The sequence below is a fragment of the Streptomyces sp. OfavH-34-F genome, assembly GCF_022347745.1.
Taxonomy (GTDB): Bacteria; Actinomycetota; Actinomycetes; order Streptomycetales; family Streptomycetaceae; genus Streptomyces.
In genome coordinates this window covers 1-16,490 of the sequence record NZ_JAKRGC010000035.1, presented here as the reverse complement: position 1 = coordinate 16,490, position 16,490 = coordinate 1, and the positions used below count along the sequence as shown (strand labels likewise).

Genomic DNA, 16,490 nt, shown 5'->3' with positions numbered 1-16,490 from the left:
TTCCCGGCCCCCAGGCCACGGCCCGCGCCCCTACCGTCCGTCCCCCGTCCGCAGCCGGCACTCCCCCGCCTCGCAGTCGCGGCGCAGGCGGCCGCGGGAGAGGGTCTGGGCGAGGCCGATCGTCCAGCACAGGGGGCAGCCGCGCAGGGCGAGCAGGCCCGCCGGCAGGAGCAGCAAACTGAGCGGGCCGGTGAACGGGAGCAGGGCGAACGCGGCGATCAGGCCGCCGAAGCCGGCCGCGCCGCGGGCCAGGTGGCGGGGCAGGGTCGCGCTCGCGAAGTCAGGGGCGCCGGACCCGGTCCGTGTGGTCATGGGCACCTCCCGGCGCGGTCTCAGATATGGGGCGCAGGGACTGCTGGACGGCGGCGCGGGCGCGGTGCAGGCGCGACTTCATGGCGGCCGTGCTGAGGCCCAGCGCCTCGGCGGCCATGCGCCCGCTGTAGCCCTGGATGTCCCGCAGGATCAGGACCCGGCGCTGGTCGGCGGGCAGCGCCGCGATGGCCGCCGCCACCTCTGCGGCCTCCATCCGCCGCAGCGCCTCGTCCTCGGCCGAGGCGGAGACCGGCACGGGGCCGGGGGCGGGTCGCTCCGCGCTGTCCGGCAGCGCCACCGCCGGCCGTATCGCCCGTGCCCGCCGCAGGCACTCGTTGCGGACGATCCGGAACATCCATGAGGCGAGCGCCCCGGACGCCCGGAGCATCCCGATCTTGCGGTACAGGATGATGAGGGCTTCCTGCGCCGCGTCCTCGGCGTCCTCCGGCGTGGCGCAGAGGGAACGCGCGAAGCGCCGTACGTTCGGGTGCGCTCCCGACACCAGCGCGGTCAGCGCGTCGACGTCCCCGTCCCGCGCCGCGACGACCAGCTGCTCACCGGGCCACGACGCGTCAGCCACGGCCCTGCCTCCGCTTGCGTACGACGGCGTAGGTGCACGTACACAGCAGCACTGCCCCGGCGACGACGGCGATTCCCACGATCACGAGTCCTCCTCCACTCTCGCCGACGTCCGTCGGCACATGTATAGGAGACGCGCGCCCCGAAAAGGATTCGCCGTGACGAGACCGGCCCCACGAGCCAGTGCCCGGCGCCGGGCTCCCCTCCACGGCCGGACCACGACGCGGAGGGGCCGAGCGGACCGTCGGGCCGCCCGAGCCACGCGCGGCCTGGCGGTGTTCAGGAGAAGTCGAGGCGCCGCGCGTGGGTGGCCGTCGAGGCCGGCGTACGTGACTCTTCGCGGGGCCTGTGGCGAGGTCTGAGCGGGAGACGGTCCGCAACGGGGCCGGAACCGCCCTTCCGCTCCGGCCTCCGACCGGCGAGGATGGGACGAAAGCCAGCGGGTGCCGGGGGACCGGTTTCTCCCGCGGAACGGGGAAATCATGATCGTGGCCGTTGTCGTCGTAGCTGTTGTCGTCGTGGTCCTGGCCGCGTGCCTCGTCGCCCTGCGCCGCCGGGGCGGCTCCGGCGAGCCGGGCGCCGCAGGACGCGGCGCCGCCCAGCAGGGTCACGCGCAGGGCCTGGCGCACAGCCACGCCCAGAGCCAGGGCATGGGCCCGTACGGGGGCTGAGTGCTCAAGTCGGCACTCCCGCGCGGGGCGTTGGGCGCAGGGGCGGGCCGGGACGGTTCCGCTGACGCGGGCTGCCCGGCACGCCAGGACGGTACGCCCTAACTCCGCGCCTCGATGTACGCGTAGGCGGCCAGGGCGATGACCACCGCCACGCCGCAGAGGACCGCGAAGAAGGCCGCCACCGTCGCGCCGATGGTCAGCCACCCGAACCGCGTTGCCCGTTGGGCACGTTGAACGGCGTCGTCGTACGCGCTGTCGTCGTCCCAGTCGCCCTCGGTCATGGCCCCCGCCCCTCCCCGTGACGCCGAGCCGGCCCTGTCGGCCGGCACGTCGGCGTCTCACGGAGCACGCTACTCGGGGCGGCCCTCCCCGTTCACACCGCCTCCGGCCGCCCAGCCCTCCGCGTACGCCGCGCCGGCCTCACCGCGTCGCCGTCGCCACCAGCCGCTCCAGCGCCGCCCGCGCCGGCGGGCCCCAGGTCGGCTTCCCGTTGGAGAGGCCGCGGTCGCCGTCGTCCCCGATGAGCAGGCCGGACATCCCGCGCAGGACCGCCCAGCCCCGGGCACGGCGCAGAGTCGCCACGTCGGGGGTCGGTTCGTAGGCGGCGTGGAAACGGTCCGCGACGTCCGCCGGAAGCAGATTCCACACGGCCGCCAGGTCGCAGGCCGGGTCGCCCGCGAAGAGGTCACCGAAGTCGATGACCCCGCAGAACGTGCCTTCCGCCGTCAGCACGTTGGCGGAGTGCAGATCGCCGTGCACCCACATCGCGGGGCCGGTCCAGTCGGAGGCGGCCGCCGCGTCCTCCCAGACCGCGCGAAGGCCCTCCGGGTCGGGGAAGAGGCCCCGCTCGGTGACGGAGGCGAGGGAGTGCTCGAAGTACTTCCCGTACGGGGCCAGCGGCCCGCCCCGCCCCCGCCCCTCGGGCGCCCCGGCGGGGGCCGGCCGGTGCAGCGCCGTGAGGAACCCGGCCAGCCGGTCGGCCGCGTCCTCGCCCCGCGCCACCGGAACCCGGTCGGCCGGCTCCCCCGGCACCCACGTGGTGACCAGCCAGCTCCGCGGAAACCGCTCGGACGGCACGCCCAGCCGCTGCGGCACGGGAACCGGCAACGGAAGGTCCGGGGCCAGCTCCGGCACCCACGCGTGCTCCTTGAGCAGCAACTCGTCCGCCCCCGCCGTCGCCCACGGCAACCGCACGGCCAGCTCGTCCCCCAGCCGCCACAACTGGTTGTCCCACCCCTTCGCCCCGAGGCTCAGGGGAAGCCCGGCGAGATCGGGATGCTGGTCGCGCAGGAGTTCGCGGATCAGGTCGGCGGTGATGTCAGCGGGCGCGTGAGTGCGGGTATCGCTCATACGGCGCCACGGTAGCCGAACGGAACGACCGGGGACCAGGAGAAGCGGGGGCGGCGCGGACGGCCCCGCCGGGCCCCGCCGGGGGTACCTGAAACGCGCGGAACGCCCCCTCGTACGAGCCCTGTTGGGGCGCTGGGGCCGTCCCCGCAGATGCGGGGAGCAAACGCTTCGCAGCTCCGCGCATCTGCCGTTGTCGGGACCATCCCCGCGTGCGCGGGGAGCAGAGGCCCTGCCACAGGCCCATGCCGCGCAGGCCGGGACCATCCCCGCGTGCGCGGGGAGCAGAACTCCTCGACGCCCCTCAGCTGGTCCGGACCGAAGCGGAAGTGGACCATCCCCGCGTGCGCGGGGAGCAGTCGCCGCTCGCGTGGCACCACGAGGTCCACGCGGGACCATCCCCGCGCGTGCGGGGAGCAGCCGGGGTGTACCCGAACCGGGTGGCCCGGCTCGGGACCATCCCCGCGCGTGCGGGGAGCAGAGGAGCGGTGGCACCCGCCACCACCCGTACGGAGGACCATCCCCGCGCGTGCGGGGAGCAGGCTTCTTGAGCTGCTGGTTTACAGCGTGGGAGCGCTGTTTTTGACCACTTTCACTGGAACTGACATAAGAACCAAAGCTCTCGCAGTGGGTATTTCGGGTGGGCCGGTCCACGGCTCCGCCGTCGTGCGGGAAGCGTTCCGGCGCCAACCCGCCGTCGGCTCCCGCAAGGGTGTCACGGACTGGCGCCGCCCGCAGCGGCTTCGGCGGGCGCGACGTAACCCCCGCCCTTCACACCCCGGTGTGACGTTCACCGTCGGCTGCGGCCGGTCCCCAGCCGGAGGCGGGACCGAGGCGTTCCGCCTGTAGCCGCTTGCGGTGGTCGCTGCGGCGGACGGCGACGACGATCACGATGGCCAGGGCGATGCCGACCCCGCACAACGGGAGCACGATCGCCCAGACCGAACCGCGCATGAAGTCGACGAATCCCCCGGAGTCCCCGACGGCATACTCCGACGGCCCCCGGGACTCGCAGGTGACCTCGTACGTGCCGGGCCGGCTCACGTGGAGGACGAACAGGGGGTTCCAGGTCTCGTCGCTGGTCCAGTAGAAGTCGATCCCCGGATCGCCGAGCCTGGGATCGCCCGGGCCGGCGATGCTGCACTTCTGGTCGTCGGACGGCCCGCGTTCCTTGATCCAGATCGACTTCTCGCTGTCCGGGCCGAGCCGGAGGGAGACGGTGTCACCGTTGGCGAACCTGTGGTGGGTGTCCACGGCGTCGGACACGGCCTTGAACTGGTACACCGCGACGGCCACGCCCGAGGCGATCAGCACCACCACGATCGCGGCCGCTATGGCGTACCAGTAACGGCCGGGCCTGAGTTCGTTCGCCGGTATCCGCGGCGGGGCGAAGGGCAGCATCGACGCATCGTAAACCGGCCGTTGTGGCTGGTTGTCGAGTGCCGGGCGCATTGTGACTCAACGCGTACACGCCACCGGTGCGGCCTGTACGGGGGACACCTTGCCGCATCGTCCGGGCCGCCGTCGCGGGCCGTTGCGCGCAGATGCCAACGAGCAGCCCCATGCCAGCCCGAAGAAGCCACCCCGACTGGACCGTCCCCGCGCGCCTAGTCCTCCGACGAGAGGACGCGTGTCACTGCTTGCCGTAGCCGACGGGCTCGACCGTGACGCCCGGGCCCGACTCCGAGCCGTCGGTCACCGGGAGGCTGAGGCCGATCCGGAGCGTCTTGGAGTGCGTCTCGTTCGGCGGGGTCACGACGATGGAGACGATCCGGAGGCCGGTGCCGCCGGTGTTGTTGGGCGGGGTGTGGAGCGTGAAGCGGGTGGTCTCGCCGCCGCCGAGGACGACCTCCTGCGGGGTGTTCGCGCTGCGGGCCGCGCTGAAGGTGTCGCCGTCCGACGTGTTCAGGTCGACGCCGGGGAAGCCCTTGAGCGAGCAGGCGTCGCTGTTGTTCTTCAGGCTGACCAGCACGTCGCCCTCGGCCATGCCGTGGGCGGCGGTGATGGTGAGATTGGCCGTCTGGCACGGACCGGTGTTGATCCGGCCGCCACCGCTGCCCTTGTCGCTGCCGGAAGCGTCGCCCGAGTCACCGCCGGTGCCGCCGTTGCCACCCTTGCCGCCGTTGTCCGTGGCGGCTCCGCCGTTGCCGCCGGTGCTGCCCGAGGGGGCGGTGGAGTTCCCGGCCGCCGGGGCGGACGCGGCGTCCTTCGGCGGAGCGGCGTCGGTGCCGGTGTCGCTGTCCTGGCAGGCCGTCAGGCTCAGGCCCGCGAGGACGGCCACGGCGGCGAGGGTGAGCTTCTTCGTCAGCTTCGGCTGCACGAGCATCGGGACTTCCTTGCTGTGAGTGGGAGGTGGCGCGCTGTTGATCACTAGGAGAGGACCTGAACCGGGCTCGTTCCGATCCCACGCCGCTGGTACGTGTCCCTGACAGTCCTGTTACACATGGCCCCGGCGCCCAGCCGACCGTACGCAACCACCGCAGTGCCGTACGGGTTGCAGGGGCCGGCCGCCCGGGTGCTGCCGCCGCGCCGAACGCTGCCCGTCCGTCCGCGAGGGCGTGGAACCGCTCCGGGCAACGAGCGGGCCGTGGTCACGGTTGTGACGTACGTACGGGCCGAGGCCCATGCCGTCCCCGTACGGGCGGGGGCCGCTCGTCCCCCGCGTCGCGCCGGCCGGCCACCGCGCGGCCATCCCCGCAGGCGCGGGGAGCATTCCTTGGCGAGCCGCCGGGCCTCGTCCACCTTCGGGCCATCCCCGCGTACGCAGGGAGCACGTCCCGCGACCTGCGCCTTCACCCCGCGAAGGCACCGCCCCCGGCCACCTCCCCGGTACTCCCCCGCCCCCCGGCCTCACAAACCGCACCCCTCCTCGTCCAGCCAGACCCGCTCCCCCGCCTCGTTCACCGTCAGGCCGAACCGTTCCCACTCCGGGCGTCCCCGCTCCACCCACCACGCGAAGCCGGACCGGGCCTCGTCCCACAGGCGGCGTCGGCCGTGCTGCCACACGCGGACCGTGTCCTCGCCCTCCGTGAGCAGCGCGCACGCCCAGGAACGGTCCTTGCGGCTGTACAGCCAGTGGGGCCGGCTGCCGCCCCGCTCCGGCGCGGCCACGTACGTACAGTGCGGGACGCGCAGGCCCAAGGCGAAGGGCAGGGCGTCGAAGCGGTCGGACCGCGCCAGGGCCCTTACCGGCTCGGCATCAGCCAACGACGGCTGCACGTCAGTGAGTTGGTGCGCGTACACATCGTGGTCGATCGGGGCCGTCCGGTGCGCCCGGAGCTTCGTGCACTCCACCGGGCCCAGAAATCGGCCGCTCGCGCTCTCCCCCTCCGGGCCGACCCTGAGCCGTACCAGCGCGTCGGCGCTCGTGAACGCCGTGCCCCACGGCGCCACGACGAGTCCGCCGGGGCGCGTCTGCGTGATCCACGCGTACGGGACCGAGCGCACCCCGCACGTCGCCAGGACCCGGTCGAACACCCCGCGTCCCGGCGCCCCCGCGCGGCCGTCCCCGTGCACGACGTCCACCGGAACGCCGAAGTAGTGGGCGAGGGTGTCCCGCGCGCGTACCGCCACCGCCTCGTCCACCTCCACGGTCACCACGTTCTCCTCGCCCACCTTGTGGGCGAGGAGCGCCGCGTTCCAGCCCGTGCCCGTGCCGATCTCCAGGACGCGGCAGTAGTCGTCCACCCTGAGGGCGTCGAGCATCCGGAACACCGTGCTCGGCATCGACGCCGACGACGTCGGCACATTGCCGGGTCCGGGGCCCTCGTGCTGCCCGTCGTCCCACTGCGTCACGATCGGCGCGTCCGCGTGCGCACAACCGCGCCACGCCTCCGCGTCCTCGGAGCGCGATACGCGGACCGCCTCCCCGGCCGCCGTGTCGAGCGGCCAGATCGTGTCCGGCAGGAACGCCTCACGCGGCACGCGCGCATAGGCGTCGAACCAGGCCGTCTTGAGGACGCCGCTCATGGTGAGCGCGTAACCCACCTCCTCGCGGGTGGCGTACGCACGTACCGTCCGCCCGCTCACGCCGCCGCCGTCGTCCAGACGTGCTGCCGTACCCGTGTTCGTGCTGCTCATCGTTGGTCCCGTCCTCTCTCTCGTGGGGTACTGCCGGTGCGCCGTACGGGGCTTCTACAGGCGGTACTTGGCGCGCATCGCGTTCGTCTCCCGCACTCGCGCACGGATGTCGTCCGACCGCTCGGCCCCGCCGGTTGCGGCCTCGGGCGACTTGGTCGGTCCGGCCGACTCGGGTGGCTCGGGCGGTGGCGGGGTGTCCGGGCAGACCGCCGCACCGCATTCGCACGGTGGGTACTCTGCGAGGGACGCGTAACGCGAGACGTCCGGCCCTCTTCGCAGGCCGCGCTGCGGGGCGCCTCCGCCGGCTCGGTCGGGAAGGGGGCCGAAGGCCGGGGCGGTTCCATGCTCGTCTACAGGCACTCTTTCGTGTCCCTCCGTAGCCGTACCACTACCAGGAGCGCTCAGAGTGACCTAGCCTCACCGAGTCAGCAACGTGGCAGAGTGGGAGGGCATCTTGGTCAACATCAAGGAACTGAACCCGGACGCATCGCCGCAAGCGGCTTACGGAGCACGGTTACGCAAGGTGCGCGAGTCGCGCGGCTGGATTCAGGATCACCTCGCCTCGATGGTCGGATGCACCGGACGCCACATCTCGGCAATCGAAACTGGTCGCAAATCTGCAACCCTTCCGTTCTCGCGGAAAACTGACATCGCCTTCGACTTGGTGGGCACGCCCGAGTCGTTCGAGCGCGAGTGGCATGACATGCGCCACGGCAGCCTGCTGGAGGGCTTCCCCGAGTACGTGGGATACGAGGGCCGGGCCGTGGAGATCCGCGTCTTCGAGATCGGGCTCATTCCTGGTCTGATGCAGACGCCGGAGTACGCACGGGCAGTGACCGAGGGTGACCTGCATCGCGGCTCCATCACGCCTCAGCAGGCGGAGGAACGAGTCTCGTTCCTTCTGGAGCGGCAAGAGGCGCTGGTGCGAGCCCGACCCCCCGTGGTGTTCGTCGTCATGGACGAGAGCTGTCTGCTTCAGGCTGTCGGCGGTCCGAAGGTGATGAACGCGCAGTTGCAACGGCTGGAAGAGCTGGCAGCTCTACCCAACTGGTTCGTGCACATCGCTCCGTTCGGTATAGGAGCCCGGCGGGCCTTCAACCTGCCCATCTACCTGCTCACTCTCGCCGACCGGTCCGTGGTTGCCTACGCCGAGTCCCAAGCGCAGGGGCACGTCGATCGCGAACCGTCGTCTGTCGTCCCGCTTCTCACGACCTACCATCAGCTTCATGGCGAGTCGCTGTCGCAAGCAGAGTCAGCGGCCAAGATCAGCCAGTTGCGAAAGGGCCTCCCGTGACGACCGAATCCCTCCGTTGGTACAAGTCCTCGTACAGCTCGAATGGTGGTGCGTGCGTCGAGGTCGCTGCCAACCTCGCCACCACGACTGGGACCGTCCCCGTACGGGACTCCAAGCAGGACGGCGGACCGGTCGTAACCGTCTCCGCCGACACATTCGCTTCGTTCGTACGCGGTTTGGTGGCCAACGAGTTCGGCGCCATCTGAGCAACCGACGCCCCAGCGCCCCTCCGCCGCACGTGCGGGGGGGGCATCTCGCTGTTGGCTGGTCCTCGCCCGCCCTCAGCCGGACTGGGCTGGATTCCGCCCTCACGGGCCTTGCGCGTACGCCCTGCTCTCAGCCGAAGGCAGAGCCCGGGCCGGACAGGAAGGGGCACGTGTGATGACCGAATCTCCGCGCTGGTTCAAGTCCTCGTACAACTCGAACGGCGGCGACTGCGTCGAGGTCGCGACGAACCATGCCGGGACCGTCCCCGTACGGGACTCGAAGCAGGACGGCGGGCCGGTCGTAACCGTCTCCGCCGACACATTCGCTTCGCTCGTACGCTGGGCCGGGGCTCGGGCCGGCGAGTTCGGGGACGTCTGAGGCGCCACCACCGCCCCCGGTCGCGGACAGCCTTATGCGAGCGGCTTGTGCATGACGATGCAGGGGCGGCTGTGGGCCGTGTCGGTACGCCGGTCGATCTCGTGCCAGCCGAGGGAGCGCCAGAAGGCGAGGGCGTCGGGGTTGTTCTCCAGGACGGCGAGCCGAAGGCCGTGTCGGCCTTCGGCTCGGTACCGCTGTTCGAGGAGGGCGACGAGTTTCCGGCCGAGGCCCGTACGGCGGGAGTTCCCGCTCACCATCAGCAGGCCGATCCAGGGCAGACCGTCCACGGGGTGCCGCGCGAGCAGGCAGACGATCCCGACGAGTCGTCCCTCCTCGTCCCGCCCGAGCAACACCTCCCCGCCCTCCGCGGCAGCCTCCGCCCGGAGATCGGCCTCCACCTTTGCGGCATCGATGTGCTCGGGGTCGTGCTCGCCGGCGGCCCTCCAGTAAGCAGGGTTGCTTGCGTAGAGGTCGACCACTTCGGCGATCTCGCCGGGCTCGAAGGTCATTGGGGCGAGGGTGAGTTGGGGTGACATGGAGGTCAGGGTACGGGCCCTCCGTCCGGGCCGAGGCCGGGGGCGGGTAGGGCGGGGCCCTCTGTAGCCGCGTACCGGTACCGGGGCCGGGCCAGGGGTGTTCCAGGCTGGTCCGGTCCCGGCACCGGCCGGTCAGCCGTGGCGCAGGGTGCGGTCGAGGAGGGGCAGCAGGCGGTCCCAGTGGCGTCGCAGCCCGGCGGAGTCGAAGGCGTCGGTGTCGGACATGGTGAACCCGTGGACGGTACCGGGGTAGACCTCGGAGGTGTAGTCGAGCTTCGCGGCGTCCAAGGCCCGGTTCAGCTCGTCCAGGGCGTGCGGTGTCAGGTCGCTTTCGGCGTGGCCGAAGTGGGCCTGAGCGGTGATCGCGGCGAGGGCGTCGGGCCCGGCCGCACCCACCGGGGCGTGGAACGCGGCGAGGGCGGCCACCTGGCCGGGGTGGGCTGCGGCGGTGTGCGTCGCCAGGAGACCGCCGATGCAGTAGCCGGTCACCGCGACCGGTCCGGCGCCGACCTCGGGCTGGGTGGCGAGGAACCTGAGGTAGGCGTCGGCGTCGCTCAAAACGCGTTCGGTGGTGTGGGCCTCGATCATGGGCATCAGCTGGGCGATGAGCGCGGGCCTGACCTCTTCCCCGATGCGTTCGGGAAGGTCGATCACCGGTGTCGGGCCGTTCCGGTAGAGGAAGTTGGGGACGAGCACGTAGTACCCGTGGCCGGCCAACTCACTGGCCATGTCCCGCAGCACGGGCCGGATACCGAAGGCGTCCGCGTACATCAGCACGCCTGGGTGCCGCTCGCCGCGCTCGGGGAAGGCGGCGAACGCATCGGCCTGACCGTCGGGGGTCGGAATCCGCAACGTCTTGGTGGGCATGAACTCTCCTGTCGTGGTTGATGTGGTGCGCCTGCGCTCAACACGACGGAGGCGGAGCCCGCGCAGCGGCCCGGCACCCTCGACCGAACGGCCGCCCCACACCGGCCCGCGCGGCACTCAGGAGAGCACCGGGTCACCGATCCGTGCGTGGCGCGATGCCGTCCCGGTATTCATGGCCGCACAGCGTAGCCCAGGGGGGAGGGCGGGGGCGGCGGTCCGCTGCGGTGTTCGCGGGACCATCCCCGCGTGTGCGGGCAGCACACGAGGCTGCGCTGCGCGTAGTCCTTGTGCTGGGGACCATCCCCGCGTGTGCGGGGAGCACTCTTCGTGACCTGCGCGTTTATCTCGGTCCGGCACGAAAATCGACCACTTTCACGCACTCCGACATAACCGACCTGCCAGTCAACCCTGTACATACTAGGTCAACTCACCCTTCGCTGAGCCGTCACGAACGTGCAGCGGCCGGATCTGCCCTCAACCCCACGCGGCCCGACGGAGCCACCCCCTCGGCAAGGCAGTTGAACCGGTCCTCCTCCACCTCACCCTAGGCTGCGGCGCCCCACCCGACCACGCCCCGGAAGCCGCAGCCGAAGCGGGGCAACCGCCGCGCCGGCCGCCGACCGGACTCGCAGGCTTCGGGGCCGTCCCCACCTGCGCGCAGCGCTCTTCGTGGCCTGCGGCCCCCCTCACTCCCCCGCCCCCACCCGGTACACCACCTTGCCCTCCAACTCCTTGAACCCCAGGCCCTCGTAGAAGCGGCGCGCCGCTGGGTTGTTCGTGTCCGCCATCCACTCGACGCGGCTGCACCCGGGCCTCGCCGACGCCACTTCGCGCAGGCCGTCCATCAGGCGGGCGCCGACTCCCGTGCCGCGCCACGCATCGCGCACGTACAACTCCTTCAGGAACAGGGCGTGGGTCGTCCCGCTCGCCGGCCACAGGAACGAGTACGCCGCCATGCCCGCCAGTTCGCCGTCGTCCGCCGCCACCAGGGCGTGGGCCAGGGGGTGCGGGCCGAACAGGGCCTCGTGCGTCTGGGCGCGGCGTTCCGGGAAGGGCTGGAGGGCCGTCCCGCCGTAGAAGCGCTCGATCTCCTCGATCAGGGCCGCCAGGGCGGGGACGTCGTCCGGGTGGGCGGGGCGGATGGTCACGGTCATCTCGGTGCGGCACTCCTTCGGGTCGCGGCGAGGGGCGCCGAGCGGGCGCCCCCTGTGACCATGCCCCCGCACGGGCCTCCCCCTCAACCACGTACGCACGCCGCCCCGCGCCCCGCGCCCCGCGCCCCGCGCCCCGCGCCCCGGCGTAAGGTGCCCGAATGATCGTGATCCCGGAAGAGTTCGCACGGACCACCATCGCGCGCGAGGGGGAGGCCGGAGCCGCCTGGCTGCGGGAACTGCCGGGGCTGGCGGCCCAGTTGATCGACGGCTGGTCCTGCGTGCCGGACGGCGAAATCATGTTCGGGGGCGTCGGCATCATCGTGCCCGTACGGCGCGACGGTACGCCGCCAGCCGTGCTGAAGGTGTCCTTCCCGCATCCCGGCAACGACCACGAGCCCGACGCCTTCGTCGCGTGGGGCGGGCGCGGGGCCGTCACGCTGTACGAGCGGGACGACGCCCGGTACGCGATGCTGCTGGAGCGGGCGACCCCGGTCACGCTCGGCGAGGCCGCCGAGGGGGACGAGGTCGTGACCGTCGCCGCGCGCCTCGGGCGGCGGCTGGCCGTCCCCGCCCCGGCCGGGCTCCCCCGGCTCAGCGAACAGGCCGACGCGTGGGAGGAGGAGCTGCGCAAGGACGCCGCCGAGCTGACCCACGCCCTGCCGCGCCCCGTCCTGGACGCCGCCCTCGCCACCGTGCGGGAGTTGGGCCGCAGCCAGCCGGAGACGCTCGTCCACGGCGACCTGCACGGGCGCAACATCCTGCGCGCCGAACGCGAGCCGTGGCTGGCCGTCGATCCCAAGGGGTACGTCGGCGATCCCGCCTACGACGCGGGCACCCTGCTCAAGTCGCGGGCGTTCACCCTCGCGGAGGCGGACGACCTGCACGCCGCCGTGCACCGCGTCATCGCCGTCTACGCGGACGCCGCCGAGCTGGACCGGGAACGCGTACGCCGCTGGGCGCAGTTGCACGCGGTGCAGGCCGCCTTCTGGGCCCGGCGGCACGGGTTCCGCGTGGCGCGCGGCGGACCGGAGCTGGAGTGGATCACCGCCTTCGCCGACCGGCTGGCCGAACTCCTCACGGAGCGCGGGTAACACCAGGGCGACCCTCCAGCGAGGCGCCCTTCCACCGAGGCCGCCCCCGCTGCCGGGCCGACCCGGCAGCGGAGCCCGACCCCGCACCCCCGCACCCACCCCGATTCGTCCGACCTCTTGACGTGCTCCTGACGGAATGGCTTCATGGTTGCGCACTCATGTGGGAGCGCTCCCACACCCCGTGGTCGCCCCTCCTCCCCCATCTCTGGAGCCGCAATGAGTACAGCGAGCTACACCGCGAGACGTGCCGTGGGCGTGAAGCGCCCCGCTTCGGTCGTCCTCACCGTCCTGGCCACCCTCCTCGGGGTCCTCGGCCTCGGCGCCCTCACCCCCGCACAGGCCGCTCCCGCACACGCCTCCCCCGCCTCGGCCGGTGCCGCCGCCGGGACCGGGCTGCACATCAGCGACGGCCGGCTCGTCGAGGGCAACGGGAACGACTTCATCATGCGCGGGGTCAACCACGCGCACACCTGGTACCCCGGCGAGACCCAGTCGCTGGCCGACATCAAGGCGACCGGGGCCAACACCGTCCGCGTCGTGCTGTCCGACGGCTACCGCTGGAGCAAGAACGGGCCGGACGACGTCGCCTCGGTCATCGCGCAGTGCAAGGCGAACCGGCTGATCTGCGTCCTGGAGGTGCACGACACCACCGGGTACGGGGAGGACTCCGCCGCCGGGACGCTGGACCACGCGGCCGACTACTGGATCGGCCTCAAGGACGTCCTCGACGGCCAGGAGGACTACATCATCATCAACATCGGCAACGAGCCCTGGGGCAACACGGACCCGGCCGGCTGGACCGCCCCCACCACCGCCGCGATCAAGAAGCTGCGCGCCGCCGGCTTCGCGCACACGATCATGGTGGACGCGCCCAACTGGGGCCAGGACTGGCAGAACGTCATGCGGGACAACGCGCAGGCGGTCTACGACGCCGACACCACCGGCAACCTGCTCTTCTCGATCCACATGTACAGCGTCTACAACACCGCCCAGAAGGTCACCGACTACCTGAACACCTTCGTGGACGCCGGACTGCCTCTGGTCATCGGTGAGTTCGGCGGGCCGGCCGACCAGTACGGCGACCCGGACGAGGACACCATGATGTCCGAGGCACAGCGGCTCGGGCTCGGCTGGATCGCCTGGTCCTGGAGCGGCAACACCGACCCGATCCTGGACCTGACCATCGGCTTCGACCCGGCGCGGCTCAGCACCTGGGGCGAGCGCATCTTCCACGGCGCGGACGGCATCGCCCAGACCTCCCGCGAGGCCACGGTCTTCGGCGGTCCCGCCGAGGAGGACACCGAGGCCCCGACCGCTCCGGGCACCCCGGCCGCCTCCGCCGTGACCGCCACCTCCGCCACGCTGACCTGGGCCGCGTCGTCCGACAACGTTGCCGTGACCGGGTACGACGTCGTCCGCGTCAACGGCACCGCGGAGACCGTGGTCGCCTCCTCGGCCACCACGAGCGTGACCGTCACCGGGCTGACCGCCGACACCGCGTACTCCTTCGCGGTCTACGCGCGGGACGCGGCCGGCAACCGGTCGGCGCGGTCGGCCGCCGTGGGCGTCACCACGGACGAGGCCCCGACGACTCCGGCCGGCAGCTGCACGGTCGGGTACAAGGTCGTCGGCCAGTGGCCGGGCGGCTTCCAGGGCGAGATCACCATCCGCAACACCGGCAGCGCCGCCATCGACGGCTGGACGCTCGGCTTCGACTTCGCCGACGGCCAGACCATCACCAACATGTGGGGCGGTACGCCGACCCAGTCCGGTGGTTCGGTGAGCGTCGCGCCGGCCTCGTACACCGCCACGATCGCCCCGAACGGCACGGTGACCGTGGGCTTCACCGGCAGCCAGAACGGCTCGAACACCGTCCCGGCCGCGTTCACCCTCAGCGGCGCCGCCTGCGCCGCCGCCTGACGCGGCACCGGCCGGCGGGGGCCGCCGCCCCCGCCGGCCGGTGTCCTCCCGTCCGTGCCGGGCGCCGCCCGGCACGGACGGCAATCCGGGAACGCCCCCTAGCCGCCGAGGGCGGCGCGCTCGTACGTCAGGTACGCCGCTCCGCTGCCCAGGACCGTGTGGTCCGTGAGGGTCCAGGCGGCCGGTTCGAACGCCGCGTCGCGGCCGAACAGCGGGATGCCGGAGCCGATCGTCGTGGGGCTCAGCTTCAGGATCAGCCGGTCGATCTCCGCGTAGAGGGACGCGGCCAGTTCGCCGCCGCCGACCAGCCAGATGTCCTTGCCGTCCTCCCGCTTCAGCTCCCGTACGCGCGCCACCGGATCGGTCGCGACGATCTCCACGGCCGGGTCGGGGCTCTCGCCGAGGGTGCGGGAGAAGACCAGGTGGCGCAGGTGCGGGTAGGCGTCCGTCACCCCGGCGTCCAGGCCGATCTGGTACGAGCGGCGGCCCTCCAGGATCGTGTCGAAGCGCGTGCCCTGCGCCGTCACGCCGAGCGCGGCCCGCGCCGGGGCGGGAAGCGTCTCCGGGTACTCGGCGATCAGGTGCTTGAGGTAGTCCTCCGGGATCGGCCAGAAGCCGTCGGGGCCGGTGGGGTCGGAGCCGTCCGGGCCGGCGATGAAGCCGTCCAGGGTCGAGGCGATGTAGTAGACCAGCTTGCGCACGTAGTGCCTTTCGTCCGGTCGCGGCCGCCGTACGTGGGGACCGCAGGCCGCCCATGATCAAACAGGTGTCCGGCGCAGGCAACGGGAATCCGGGCTTCCGGTGGGTGCCCAGCGGGGCGGGCGGCGGGCGGAGCGGCGGCGGGGACGCGGTACGCGGGCCCGGCCGGCCCGCTGAGCAGGGCCGGAGGGCCACCCCCTGGAACCGGCCCGTCCGATAGGTGCTCAGGGGGCGCCGCGCCCCGGCTATTTGGATAAAGTGCCGTTTCTACAGCAGCGGCTCTCCGGGGGAGTTACACGTTCATGAGCGGTCAGCAGCCAGCCAGAGGCGGCGCCTCGCAGGTCTTCCAGCCCCTCGCGGCCGACGATCCGACCACCATCGCCGGGTACCGGCTGGCCGCCAAGCTCGGCGCGGGCGGCATGGGCAAGGTGTATCTGTCGTACACGCCGGGCGGACGGCCCGTCGCGATCAAGGTCATCCGGCCCGAGTTCGGCGAGGACGCGGAGTTCCGGCGGCGGTTCGCGCAGGAGGTGCAGTCCGCGCAGCGCGTGCAGGGGCTGTTCACCGCGCCCGTGATCGACGCCGGCACCGAGGGCGCGCAGCCCTGGCTCGCCACCGCGTACGTGCCGGGCCCCTCGCTCGCCGACGCGGTCGTGGCGCACGGCGCGCTGCCGGTCGAGACGGTGCTGCTGATGATCGCGGGCATGGCGGAGGCGCTGCACGTCATCCACGGGGCGGGGATCGTCCACCGCGACCTCAAGCCGTCGAATGTGCTGCTCGCGGCGGACGGGCCGCGCGTCATCGACTTCGGCATCGCCTACGCGGCGGACGCGACGTCGCTCACGGGCAGCGGGGTCACCATCGGCACCCCGTCGTTCATGGCCCCGGAGCAGGCCGCCGGGCGCCGGGTCACGGCCGCCACGGACATCTTCGCGCTGGGCCAGGTCGCGGCGTTCGCCTCCACCGGCTCGCCCGCGTTCGGCGAGGGCACCTCGCACGGGGTGCTGTACCGGATCGTGCACGAGGAGCCGGACCTGAGCGGGGTGCCGGAGCGGCTGATGGAGCTGGTCGGGCGCTGCCTGGCCAAGGACGCGGCGGACCGGCCCTCGGTCGCCGAGGTGATCCAGCTGTGCCAGACCGCGAACGCGGAGACGGTGCTGCGGCGGCCGGAGGACTGGCTGCCGAAGCCGGTCGCCGCCGACATCACCGTACGGGCGGCCGCCCCGGCCCCCGTGCAGACGCCGCCGCCCCCGTCGTCCGCACCGCCGCCAACGCCCGCATCTCCGGCGAGGTCCTGCTGGACGGCGAGGAACTGCTCGGCGCCACCGACAGCCGGGTGCGCGAGCTGCGCGGCC

The 16,490-nt window shown here is 72.5% G+C and carries 18 protein-coding genes; 7 read left to right on the top strand and 11 right to left on the bottom strand.

Features of this window, described 5'->3' with window-relative positions:
• Nucleotides 1-30: 30 nt before the first annotated feature.
• Nucleotides 31-312, bottom strand: coding sequence for a hypothetical protein (locus tag MHW47_RS08815; protein ID WP_239222082.1), 282 nt, complete (start codon nucleotides 310-312; stop codon nucleotides 31-33).
• On the bottom strand, nucleotides 281-892 hold the full coding sequence (locus MHW47_RS08810) for an RNA polymerase sigma factor (protein ID WP_239222081.1): 612 nt from the start codon (nucleotides 890-892) through the stop codon (nucleotides 281-283). The genes MHW47_RS08815 and MHW47_RS08810 overlap by 32 nt, the downstream gene beginning before the upstream one ends.
• 481 nt (nucleotides 893-1,373) lie before the next feature.
• Between MHW47_RS08810 and MHW47_RS08805 the strand changes: the two genes are divergently transcribed.
• Nucleotides 1,374-1,562 (top strand): hypothetical protein, encoded by a 189-nt coding sequence (locus MHW47_RS08805; protein WP_239222080.1) that lies wholly within the window; start codon nucleotides 1,374-1,376, stop codon nucleotides 1,560-1,562.
• Nucleotides 1,563-1,660: 98 nt separating this feature from the next.
• On the opposite strand, the gene MHW47_RS08800 is transcribed toward MHW47_RS08805, so the two are convergent.
• The 5 genes from MHW47_RS08800 to MHW47_RS08780 form a co-directional block, all read right to left on the bottom strand.
• On the bottom strand, nucleotides 1,661-1,843 hold the full coding sequence (locus MHW47_RS08800; RefSeq protein ID WP_239222079.1) for a hypothetical protein: 183 nt from the start codon (nucleotides 1,841-1,843) through the stop codon (nucleotides 1,661-1,663).
• A gap of 139 nt (nucleotides 1,844-1,982) precedes the next feature.
• Entirely contained in the window at nucleotides 1,983-2,912 is a 930-nt protein-coding gene (locus MHW47_RS08795) for an aminoglycoside phosphotransferase family protein (protein ID WP_239222078.1), read from the bottom strand.
• A 768-nt stretch (nucleotides 2,913-3,680) separates the two neighbouring features.
• On the bottom strand, nucleotides 3,681-4,310 hold the full coding sequence (locus MHW47_RS08790) for a hypothetical protein (RefSeq protein WP_239222077.1): 630 nt from the start codon (nucleotides 4,308-4,310) through the stop codon (nucleotides 3,681-3,683).
• 232 nt (nucleotides 4,311-4,542) lie between these two features.
• Nucleotides 4,543-5,235: a DUF4232 domain-containing protein gene (locus tag MHW47_RS08785; RefSeq protein ID WP_239222076.1), complete on the bottom strand. Its 693-nt coding sequence runs from the start codon at nucleotides 5,233-5,235 to the stop codon at nucleotides 4,543-4,545.
• 524 nt (nucleotides 5,236-5,759) lie between these two features.
• On the bottom strand, nucleotides 5,760-6,878 hold the full coding sequence (locus tag MHW47_RS08780; protein WP_374230071.1) for a methyltransferase domain-containing protein: 1,119 nt from the start codon (nucleotides 6,876-6,878) through the stop codon (nucleotides 5,760-5,762).
• A 565-nt stretch (nucleotides 6,879-7,443) separates the two neighbouring features.
• On the opposite strand from MHW47_RS08780, the gene MHW47_RS08775 reads away from it, so the two are divergent.
• From MHW47_RS08775 to MHW47_RS08765, 3 genes are all read left to right on the top strand, one after another.
• Entirely contained in the window at nucleotides 7,444-8,283 is an 840-nt protein-coding gene (locus tag MHW47_RS08775; protein ID WP_239222074.1) for a helix-turn-helix transcriptional regulator, read from the top strand.
• Entirely contained in the window at nucleotides 8,280-8,489 is a 210-nt protein-coding gene (locus tag MHW47_RS08770) for a DUF397 domain-containing protein (protein ID WP_239222073.1), read from the top strand. The genes MHW47_RS08775 and MHW47_RS08770 overlap by 4 nt, the downstream gene beginning before the upstream one ends.
• A 172-nt stretch (nucleotides 8,490-8,661) precedes the next feature.
• Complete coding sequence (locus tag MHW47_RS08765) at nucleotides 8,662-8,868, top strand: DUF397 domain-containing protein (RefSeq protein ID WP_239222072.1); 207 nt, start codon at nucleotides 8,662-8,664, stop codon at nucleotides 8,866-8,868.
• 32 nt (nucleotides 8,869-8,900) lie between these two features.
• Here MHW47_RS08765 and MHW47_RS08760 read toward each other — a convergent pair whose 3' ends face one another.
• From MHW47_RS08760 to MHW47_RS08750, 3 genes are all read right to left on the bottom strand, one after another.
• Nucleotides 8,901-9,377, bottom strand: a complete 477-nt coding sequence (locus MHW47_RS08760) for a GNAT family N-acetyltransferase (protein ID WP_239222071.1) — start codon at nucleotides 9,375-9,377, stop codon at nucleotides 8,901-8,903.
• A gap of 159 nt (nucleotides 9,378-9,536) precedes the next feature.
• Complete coding sequence (locus tag MHW47_RS08755; protein WP_239222070.1) at nucleotides 9,537-10,271, bottom strand: dienelactone hydrolase family protein; 735 nt, start codon at nucleotides 10,269-10,271, stop codon at nucleotides 9,537-9,539.
• Nucleotides 10,272-10,957: 686 nt separating this feature from the next.
• The gene (locus MHW47_RS08750; protein WP_239222069.1) at nucleotides 10,958-11,425 is read right to left on the bottom strand and encodes a GNAT family N-acetyltransferase; all 468 of its coding nucleotides are present in this window, start codon (nucleotides 11,423-11,425) and stop codon (nucleotides 10,958-10,960) included.
• 158 nt (nucleotides 11,426-11,583) lie between these two features.
• Here MHW47_RS08750 and MHW47_RS08740 point away from each other — a divergent pair, with 158 nt between their 5' ends.
• Entirely contained in the window at nucleotides 11,584-12,516 is a 933-nt protein-coding gene (locus MHW47_RS08740) for an aminoglycoside phosphotransferase family protein (RefSeq protein WP_239222068.1), read from the top strand.
• Between the two features lie 216 nt (nucleotides 12,517-12,732).
• Nucleotides 12,733-14,436 (top strand): cellulase family glycosylhydrolase, encoded by a 1,704-nt coding sequence (locus tag MHW47_RS08735; protein WP_239222067.1) that lies wholly within the window; start codon nucleotides 12,733-12,735, stop codon nucleotides 14,434-14,436.
• Between the two features lie 98 nt (nucleotides 14,437-14,534).
• Here the strand turns inward: MHW47_RS08735 and MHW47_RS08730 are convergent, their stop codons facing one another.
• A complete protein-coding gene (locus tag MHW47_RS08730) occupies nucleotides 14,535-15,137 on the bottom strand; it encodes a dihydrofolate reductase family protein (protein WP_239222066.1) in 603 nt (200 codons plus the stop codon).
• A gap of 300 nt (nucleotides 15,138-15,437) precedes the next feature.
• Between MHW47_RS08730 and MHW47_RS08725 the strand changes: the two genes are divergently transcribed.
• On the top strand, nucleotides 15,438-16,490 hold a 1,053-nt coding region (locus tag MHW47_RS08725; protein ID WP_239222065.1), incomplete at its 3' end, for a serine/threonine-protein kinase.

What these genes read in the sequence shown, in the direction of transcription:
- MHW47_RS08815 (WP_239222082.1), bottom strand. Translation starts at nt 312, where the DNA reads ATGACCACACGGACCGGGTCCGGCGCCCCTGACTTCGCGAGCGCGACC.
- MHW47_RS08805 (WP_239222080.1), top strand. Translation starts at nt 1,374, where the DNA reads ATGATCGTGGCCGTTGTCGTCGTAGCTGTTGTCGTCGTGGTCCTGGCC.
- MHW47_RS08800 (WP_239222079.1), bottom strand. Translation starts at nt 1,843, where the DNA reads ATGACCGAGGGCGACTGGGACGACGACAGCGCGTACGACGACGCCGTT.
- MHW47_RS08795 (WP_239222078.1), bottom strand. Translation starts at nt 2,912, where the DNA reads ATGAGCGATACCCGCACTCACGCGCCCGCTGACATCACCGCCGACCTG.
- MHW47_RS08790 (WP_239222077.1), bottom strand. Translation starts at nt 4,310, where the DNA reads ATGCTGCCCTTCGCCCCGCCGCGGATACCGGCGAACGAACTCAGGCCC.
- MHW47_RS08785 (WP_239222076.1), bottom strand. Translation starts at nt 5,235, where the DNA reads ATGCTCGTGCAGCCGAAGCTGACGAAGAAGCTCACCCTCGCCGCCGTG.
- MHW47_RS08780 (WP_374230071.1), bottom strand. Translation starts at nt 6,878, where the DNA reads ATGAGCGGCGTCCTCAAGACGGCCTGGTTCGACGCCTATGCGCGCGTG.
- MHW47_RS08760 (WP_239222071.1), bottom strand. Translation starts at nt 9,377, where the DNA reads ATGACCTTCGAGCCCGGCGAGATCGCCGAAGTGGTCGACCTCTACGCA.
- MHW47_RS08755 (WP_239222070.1), bottom strand. Translation starts at nt 10,271, where the DNA reads ATGCCCACCAAGACGTTGCGGATTCCGACCCCCGACGGTCAGGCCGAT.
- MHW47_RS08750 (WP_239222069.1), bottom strand. Translation starts at nt 11,425, where the DNA reads ATGACCGTGACCATCCGCCCCGCCCACCCGGACGACGTCCCCGCCCTG.
- MHW47_RS08740 (WP_239222068.1), top strand. Translation starts at nt 11,584, where the DNA reads ATGATCGTGATCCCGGAAGAGTTCGCACGGACCACCATCGCGCGCGAG.
- MHW47_RS08735 (WP_239222067.1), top strand. Translation starts at nt 12,733, where the DNA reads ATGAGTACAGCGAGCTACACCGCGAGACGTGCCGTGGGCGTGAAGCGC.